This window comes from Prevotella sp. LMAG:51, assembly GCF_008680225.1.
Taxonomy (GTDB): domain Bacteria; phylum Bacteroidota; class Bacteroidia; order Bacteroidales; family Bacteroidaceae; genus Prevotella; species Prevotella pectinovora.
This window is the reverse complement of the sequence record NZ_NALQ01000004.1, coordinates 171,238-178,872: the sequence shown is the minus strand read 5'-3', so window position 1 is coordinate 178,872 and position 7,635 is coordinate 171,238. Positions and strand designations below refer to the sequence as shown.

General features: G+C 51.6%; 11 protein-coding genes. All 11 read right to left on the bottom strand.

The features are described from left to right. Positions 1–312 precede the first annotated feature (312 nt). The 11 genes from CCC32_RS01880 to CCC32_RS01830 all read right to left on the bottom strand — a co-directional run bounded on the left by CCC32_RS01880 (position 313) and on the right by CCC32_RS01830 (position 7,633). Complete coding sequence (locus tag CCC32_RS01880) at positions 313–489, bottom strand: hypothetical protein (RefSeq protein ID WP_287071899.1); 177 nt, start codon at positions 487–489, stop codon at positions 313–315. Positions 490–781: 292 nt separating this feature from the next. After that, a complete protein-coding gene (locus tag CCC32_RS01875) occupies positions 782–1,615 on the bottom strand; it encodes a serine/threonine protein kinase (protein ID WP_287071897.1) in 834 nt (277 codons plus the stop codon). A 30-nt stretch (positions 1,616–1,645) separates the two neighbouring features. After that, positions 1,646–1,840: a hypothetical protein gene (locus tag CCC32_RS01870; RefSeq protein ID WP_287071894.1), complete on the bottom strand. Its 195-nt coding sequence runs from the start codon at positions 1,838–1,840 to the stop codon at positions 1,646–1,648. A 203-nt stretch (positions 1,841–2,043) separates the two neighbouring features. Further along, positions 2,044–2,304 (bottom strand): hypothetical protein, encoded by a 261-nt coding sequence (locus tag CCC32_RS01865; protein ID WP_287071891.1) that lies wholly within the window; start codon positions 2,302–2,304, stop codon positions 2,044–2,046. Continuing rightward, positions 2,301–2,516: a hypothetical protein gene (locus tag CCC32_RS01860; protein ID WP_287071888.1), complete on the bottom strand. Its 216-nt coding sequence runs from the start codon at positions 2,514–2,516 to the stop codon at positions 2,301–2,303. The genes CCC32_RS01865 and CCC32_RS01860 overlap by 4 nt, the downstream gene beginning before the upstream one ends. After that, complete coding sequence (locus tag CCC32_RS01855) at positions 2,464–2,868, bottom strand: hypothetical protein (protein ID WP_287071886.1); 405 nt, start codon at positions 2,866–2,868, stop codon at positions 2,464–2,466. The genes CCC32_RS01860 and CCC32_RS01855 overlap by 53 nt, the downstream gene beginning before the upstream one ends. Continuing rightward, positions 2,865–3,215: a PP2C family protein-serine/threonine phosphatase gene (locus CCC32_RS01850; protein WP_287071884.1), complete on the bottom strand. Its 351-nt coding sequence runs from the start codon at positions 3,213–3,215 to the stop codon at positions 2,865–2,867. Before CCC32_RS01850 ends, CCC32_RS01855 begins: the two co-directional genes overlap by 4 nt. Continuing rightward, positions 3,212–3,661: a PP2C family protein-serine/threonine phosphatase gene (locus tag CCC32_RS01845; RefSeq protein WP_287071883.1), complete on the bottom strand. Its 450-nt coding sequence runs from the start codon at positions 3,659–3,661 to the stop codon at positions 3,212–3,214. The genes CCC32_RS01850 and CCC32_RS01845 overlap by 4 nt, the downstream gene beginning before the upstream one ends. A gap of 243 nt (positions 3,662–3,904) precedes the next feature. Continuing rightward, a complete protein-coding gene (locus CCC32_RS01840; RefSeq protein WP_287071881.1) occupies positions 3,905–5,200 on the bottom strand; it encodes a hypothetical protein in 1,296 nt (431 codons plus the stop codon). Positions 5,201–5,298: 98 nt separating this feature from the next. Further along, positions 5,299–6,927, bottom strand: coding sequence for an FHA domain-containing protein (locus CCC32_RS01835; RefSeq protein WP_022316086.1), 1,629 nt, complete (start codon positions 6,925–6,927; stop codon positions 5,299–5,301). 61 nt (positions 6,928–6,988) lie between these two features. Continuing rightward, positions 6,989–7,633 (bottom strand): FHA domain-containing protein, encoded by a 645-nt coding sequence (locus tag CCC32_RS01830; RefSeq protein WP_287071879.1) that lies wholly within the window; start codon positions 7,631–7,633, stop codon positions 6,989–6,991. Between the last annotated feature and the right edge of the window lie 2 nt (positions 7,634–7,635).

The following is a 7,635-nucleotide window of genomic DNA, read 5'->3' as shown; positions in this document are numbered from 1 at the left end:
TCTTCTGGTTGATGACAAGATCGACATCCACGTCGCCACATTTGATGGAACCACACCGCTGCGCTTCTCTTTGCCTAAGTTGTCTTCACTTCACACGTATATCTTGTCATTGCCAGCCTTGCTCTGCCTTCACCCATTGGGTTGGTCTTCGATATACCAGTCGTCGTAGTTTGCAGGTCACGGTGACAGACTGTGCTCCGCCTTCCATCCTTGACTTGAAGTCAAGGTATCCTCAGAGAGACTTATCTCCACGTTCTGTGCTTGTCAACCTGTGCAACCTCTTAACGACAGTTTTTTGGGCATCATTCTTCGTTATAGGTTTCGGTTTTGGTTTCGCTTGTTAATCCTTTTCAAGAGATAGTTGCATGCGCCAATCTGTGCGTCGCATTTGTCCTTTCCAGCCTCGGTGGCGTAAAGTCCTTTGGCTTTTCTGAAATTTGCTATAGCCTGTGTAAGCGAAGTCTTGGTGCGTTGTTTCTTCAGTGCCATTCCTTGCTGTAAATCCGTCAGCAGCAGTCTGCGCATGTGCTCCGATGGCAACGAAAAGCATTGCCAGACAGATGCATAGTCTGATTATCTTTTTCATTGTATCTTATTTTGGTTTATGAAGTCATTCAATCTATTAACTCTCTCTGTATTTGCTCTCATATTCAGTGCCTTCCACCAACTTAATCTGTTTCGACAGTTCCTGGCAGGCGGATTTCAGTTCCTTTGCCACTTGCCCATCTTGGTCTGCACTTCAGTAGCCTTTGCCTGCAGGTCGCTGTCGCTGCCTATCATGTCAGCCAGTTGCTTGTATGAAGTATATGCTTCCATGAGCTTCTTTTCGTAGTCGTCTTAGACCGTCCTGACCTTTCAGCGCCAGCATGTCGGCAGCCGTTATCTTGTCGTCGATATTCTTGGTCTTCTGCTCTGCTTTCTGCTTCTGCACCATGGCAACTGCTGCTGCTCCACCTCCTGCTGCTTCTGGTTGGTGTGGATGGCGAATGCACCACCGATGATGAGCAATGCCCACGCCCGGCAGCGGCGATGATGACCATTGTCTTCTTTGAAGCTCCGCGCCAGCCACTTCGCCGGATTCCAGGGCGACACGCATCTGGGCGCAGGTCTGGAAGCGCTGCGACTGGTTTTTCTGACATGCCGTCTCAATGATTTTCTTCAGTGTCTTGTCCTTTATCTTGCCCAGCGGCAGTTTCTCCTTCAGCTGCTTGTGCAGGATTTCGTGGCGCGCTCCCTCGAAAGGTGTGTGTCCCACGATACACTGATACAGAAGTATGCCGACGGCATAAATGTCAGTTGTCTGATTCTGGTGGCTGATGTCGCCGAGAGCCAGCTCAGGAGCGGCATATTCCGGTTTCCCCATGAACTTGCCGAGCGAGACGGTGAGCTGCTTGTCGCTTGTCGTCAGCGTATTCATCTGCTTGGCGATACCGAAGTCGATGAGCTTGATATGTCCGTCGGTAGTCACCATGATGTTCGAAGGGTCGATGTCGCGGTGTATATATCCGGCATCATGCAGCGCCATAAGTCCCGACAACACGTTCATGACCACTACTTTGGCAAAGCGCTCCGGATCCTTCTTGTAGTCGGTGAGCAGTTTCACGGCGAACGGCACGTCTGTCCGTTTCTGTCTGTGTCTTGCCGTTCAGGATACCGACAGCGAACACCGGCACCGGGAGCAGTTCGCTGACACATGATAGTGTGTCACCACCTCGCCCACGTTGTTGCGATCGCTAATCTCTATGAATCCGAGCATCTCCACGAGGTTGTCGTTGCGCAGCTGTATCTCAGCCTCACGCCTTGCTCTCTCGTAGGCATTTGCCGGCAGGTCGTCGAACATGAATTTGATGGCTACTGGCGTGACACTCCCGTACGCTCGTCGACGCAGACTCCCTTGAATACTTTTCCCATTCCGCCTTCACCGATAGGCGGTTCTTCAGAATTAAACTGATAAACAAATGTGGTTTTCGCTTTTCAGCTTCACCTTGAAGTTTTATTATTGCCATAATCCTATGTTTTGTTTCTTTATTAATGTTCTGTTGATTATCTGTTCCTGTCGTCGGCAAGGCGTTGCGTTAACCTGCCGCCCGCATTTATTTCGTGGTTATTCTTTATCTTCTCCAATTTCTCCTTTATCTTTTTTATTATGCCCTGGGCTTTAGGGCTCGATCCGTATGACTTGCTGCCCTTCGACACTTCAGCCATCGCGGTCTTGTTCTTCTTGGCATAGGCGAGAACACCGTTAACCTCCGGTTCCCGTTGTTTGCCGCATAGAGCCTTTAAGTTCTGAATTGCCTTTATCACCTTGTCAGCATGAAGTCCCTTCTGCTCCTTGGTCTTTTCTCATTGCCATTGTGATATCCCAACATGTTGTCGAGTGCCGTCAGGGCCTGGTTGACAGATGTCTTGAATTTGGCAGGGTCGCCATAGGCAACGGTCTTCTTTCCCTTTCCGGCATCCTTGTTATCCTTGCTGCCGTTCTTGTCGGCAGGCAGGATGCTTGCCGGAGTCGGCATTCTTGTCGACGTTAGCTTTTCTTTCTGTATCAGCCTTCTTGTCGGCATCTGCCTTCTTGTTGTCCGCTGTAGAGGCATTTCCCTTGTTGTCTCCGTCAGCGGCTTCGTCCTTCTTCTTTGTGGTGTCGTTGACATCCTTCAGGAGATTCTTGTCCGATAGGTTTTCCGTGATTTTGCCATCCGTCTGGGAAGGTGTAGCAGCCGGTCCGTTGCCGATGTGAAGAGCTTTTCCGGATTCCTGTGGCGTGTTGCCGGATGCTTGCCGTGTCATTGCCGGCACTGCCGCTGTAGAGGCATATTCCGATGATGAAGGCCGCCGGGCAGCAATGCCGCAGATTGCTGTCAGCATCATCTTATACCACTTGTCGTGGAGCTTGGAGTTGCCAGTCCATCTCTATTATTGCGATGGTGTGGTTGTCCGTGGTGTCCGCCCTTGGCGAATCCCAGTCTGTCCACTTCGCTCGATATGCTTCCCACCACATTTGTTGTCTGTCCCTTGGCGGCGAAGAATTTCAGCAGCTTCTTGTGCGGCATGCTTCCCCACACGCCATCAGTGCAGAGGATGAACCGGTCGCCCCTGCGATATCCCATCTCTTCGATATCAGGGTTGTGGTCGGTCTTGCTTCCGAGACTTTTGGATATCACGTTGGATTGGGGAGAGACGCGAGCCTCCTCTTCCGTCATCACCTTCTTTCTCACCAGTTCTCCACGAGCGAATGGTCTTGCGTGCGGAAGAGCATCAGTCTGCCGTGCATCCTGTAGCAGCGGCTGTCGCCGGCGTGGCATACTATAGCAGATTCACTGTTGATGAGTATCGCCACCACTGTGGTTCCCATGCCGCGCAGCTCCTTGTTGGCTGCCATTGCGGCGTTGAGGGCATCGTTGGCTTTTGCCACGGCGATGCGCAGAGCCTGTTTGCGTGGCGTCAGCTGATTGCAGGAGTTCAGATGTCTGGCAATCTCCTGTTTGGCTATCGCAGAGGCGGTCTTGCCTCCCGGTCCGCCACCCATTCCGTCGCAGACCACGAAGAGGAAGCCAAGCGGCGTGTCTATGAATCCCAGGTCGTCTTGGTTTTCTTTTCGTCCGCCCTGCATGGAGTTGGCAGCTCCGTGTAGGCTGATTGTCTTGGAGAATATAGGGAACATCGGTTCTTTGTTTTTAGCTTTTTTCTTCGTTACTTTAGTTGTCGGAGCATTGCCCCAAAGTGGTCATCAGACCTTTTTACCTCAACGGTCATCAAACCGTTTAATGGAGAGTTCTTTTTAACCAGCATTAGCCGGATGCCGCCTTTGGGGCGACATACGGCTATAGGCACTGGTTACTGTTCGCTTCTCACTCAGTATCCATTACGGACAATAGAGTCATTTATTGCCGCCGGGATATGTCTGTTATTCAGTTTTGATAGGTATGGCTCGGTTTGAAGCGGAATAGTATATGGCGAAGACAGCATTTGCAGGAACGCTGAATGTCACTTTCTTCGTGCCGTTCATGCTTGTTTCTTCTTTCTTGGGCTGGAATGTGGAGCGTGCGAGGTCTTTGTAGGTGAAGCTGTATACATCAACCTTCTTGACGGTTTTCTTTGTCAGCGTCACCACCTGGAACATTTCGGCTTTCACGTCACCGTTGTATTCCACGTCGAATGTCGCCATGCCACTTTTAGACTTCAGTCTGACGACTTTTTCCGGTATCGAGTCGAGAACGAGGGCATCGTCCTTTTCCGTGACCTTCACGAATTCAGCCTTTTCCCTGTTTACCATCACTTCGCCCGGCTTCAGGAGGATGTCGAACAGAGGATTGTAAGCCGTGTTCTTCTCCTTGCCGATAGACTCGATGTTGCTGGTCATGATCTTCTCTTCCACACCATTCGAGTTGCGCATCTTGATGTAGTTGGCGCTTGCCGGTCCTCCGTTATACTGCTCCACGATGATTCCGCGTCTCGTGCGGTTGTTGGTCAGTGTCACCACATCGCGCAGCGGACTCTGTTCGGAGATGTCCTGGTTGGGGTTGACGGCAGAAATCTTCAGTGTCTTGATGTCGCCGAAGGGCATTGTCTCCACCGTACCGTCGCTTTTGAACACGCTTACCGTCTCGAATGATTCACCGGCATATTCACCTTCTACCGTTCTGCCCGACTTCAGCATGTAAGTGCGCTTGAGTCCCGAGAGAGCATTCTTTGCGCTGCGCACACCCTCTATGCGGTCTATCTCGTCCCATCTCAGAATATAGCTGTCGGGAGCGAGCTGCAGGAATCTTACCTTCATGCCACGTTCCAGGATGCGCACGTTGTTGAATGTCTTGCCATCCTCAGCCAGACGCTCCTCGAAGTCGAGTTCGTCCGGTTCGCTGGCTATCGAGTCGTTGACATCCACTCCGGCAGAGATGTTGCAGAGAGTGAAAGACTTGTCGTTGCCGTAGCCCATGAGCGCATCATTGTCTTTTGCCCATTTGCGCCATGCCTTGTCGAGCTGGCTTTCCTTTCGTGTCACTTCCTTCACCGTGATGTCAGAAGCGCTGATGCAGATGATTGCCTCGTCGGTGCTCACCTCCATGTATCCGTCCTTTTCCTGATGGGCAATGAAGCCGCTGAGCACCGAACCGTTCTTGAGGTATATCTTCTGTGTGATGGCGGCAGATGCGATTGTGCATATCGCCGTCATCATTATCGACATTATTATCTTCTTCATGTTTGTCATCTTTATAGTTTCCTCCTTGTTTACTCGTATCTTGTCTACTTGTCTACTGCCAGAGCCAGTATTATAACAGCCGAATTACCGTTAGGGGCCTATTTCACCACGTGAGGGTTCTCCACGAGCTCCTTCACGAATTTCGCCTTTATGCCATAGTTGAAGCCCTGGGATACCGATACTCCGGAGTTGAGCACTCCCACGAGCATTCCCTTCTTGTTGAAGATAGGAGATCCGCTGGCACCTCCGAAGGATGCGGCGTCGAATCCGAAGCTGAACTCTGTAGGCATCTGTGTGATGCTTCCGCCACGTGCCAGCACCTGTATGCCTTTTTCAGAGTCGGTCTTCTGAAGACTGATTCCGAATGGGAAACCGATGGTGTAGATGTGTGTGCCTACGGTGAGGTCGTTGTCGTTCACGTCCATAGAGTCCTTCAGGTTGATGAATGTGCTGCCGTGAGGCAGTTCACCCTTGTCAGACTGTATGAGAGCCACGTCCACATTCGTGTCGTCGCCGGCAGAGAGCACTCTGCATCGGATGAGGTTCTCCACTGAGAAATACTTGGCCTGTGGGATGATGCTGATGCCATCGTTCACGCCGGTTACCTTCACCATGGTGGTGTATGCCTGCAGACCGTCGGCAGACTTCATCTGTATGTTGTTCATGAACTCTTTGTTTGTAGCCATTGCCGAGAGCTGTGTCTTTATCTTCATTTCAAGTTCGCTTACCGACGTGTCGAAGAGCCAAGGCTTCACGACATGCAGATTGGTGACGAGCTGTCCGTCCTGCGACACGAAGAATCCCGTGGCGAAACTTGTGCGGTTGAGGATGTACTCCTGTATGGCGGATATGTCCTCAGCACCCACGAAGTAGTAGTTTGCAGTGACGAGTACTACGGCCTTGTTTGCCCACGACTTGTAGTTGATGCTGTTTATCTCTTCCTGCGAGATGGAAGTGGCTCTGCTGATGGGAACCCATTTTGTCGGTATTCCGGCCGACGCAGCAAGGTCGAGGTCGCCGCATGTCACCTCCAGGTGGTTGTTTCCGATTATCATGGCTATGGAAGTGTTGTAGCGTGCATACAGCTCTTCGTCGCTATACTCCTTGCCTCCGCCGAATCCGCCACCGATGAGTTTCATCAGTCCGAATCCTACTCCGACGAGGACTACCAGTCCTGCCACTGCTCCCACGATATATTTCCACGACTCGCTTGGCCATGGCAACTGTGTGGCGAGGTTCACCGGCACTCCGCCGCAGACCACGGCGCTCTTCTTCTTGATGCGGTATGGCGTGTCTTTCGGTATGCGCACACCGTCAACGGTCGTTCCGTTCTTGCTGTGGTCGAAGATATAGAACTTTCCGTCGCGTCCCTGTTTCACTGTGGCGTGATAGCGGCTCACCGTGGCTCCCGTCACCTGTATGTCGTTGTTGAAATGGCTTCCGATGCCGTAGATGCCCTTGTATGCCGAGTTGTCCTCAGGCATCGGCACCTGGTTCCACTGCAGGTCCACGTTGCCGAACGTTATCTTGTCGCCACGTGTCACCTTTGCCGGTGTGCCCGGCTTTATCTGCTGTCCCATCACGAAGGTGCCGTTGTGGCTGCCTCTGTCTTCTATCATCATGTCACCGCTGTCGAGCAGTGTCAGTTCAGCGTGTACCGAGCTTACCATCGGGCTCTGTATGACGATATCACAACTTGCGTCGCGTCCTATTTTCAATATTCTCATAGTGTAGCGTTCTTTTTATTGATTATATAATAATATGTATACTATTGACAGTTGCCTGGCATCAGATTCTCAGTCCGGCAGACTTCTTGTCGTTGTCTTCACTCGGAGTGTCGTTCTTTTTCTGCTGCTTGTCCTTCTTTGCGGCGTCGGCAGCCTTTGAGTCGTTTTTCTTCTGCTGCTTGTCGTCTTTTGCCTGTTGCTTGTTGTCCTTCTTTGTCTGTTTCTTGTCAGCCTTCTGCTCGTCCTTCTTGTTGTCGTCCTTGCTTTCGGCTTTCTCTTCCTTCTGCTTGTCCTCGTCTTTCTGGGTCTTCGTGGTGTCAGCCACGGCAGCAGGTTTCTCCTGCGTTCCGGCAGAGTTGCCGCCTCCCATTGCCGCCTTGATGCCGAATCCGGCTATGGCAATGACTGCAAGCGCCACTACTGCTATGATGGCATACTTTATTGCCTCGCCGCTCTTTGGCACGCGGTTCCAGTCGAGGCGTGCCACGTGGGCGAACGATACGCTGTCTTTGCGTGTTACCGGCACCGGCACATTGGGCGCTATCCTGATGCCGTTGACATAGGTGCCGTTATGGCTCTGGTCAACAATCGTCATCTTTCCCATCGACGTGACGTTGAGGATGGCGTGTCGGCGGCTTATGACATCGGTGCTGTCGTTGATAACGATGTCGCATCCTGTCTCTCTTCCAATAGAATATACTTTCATAG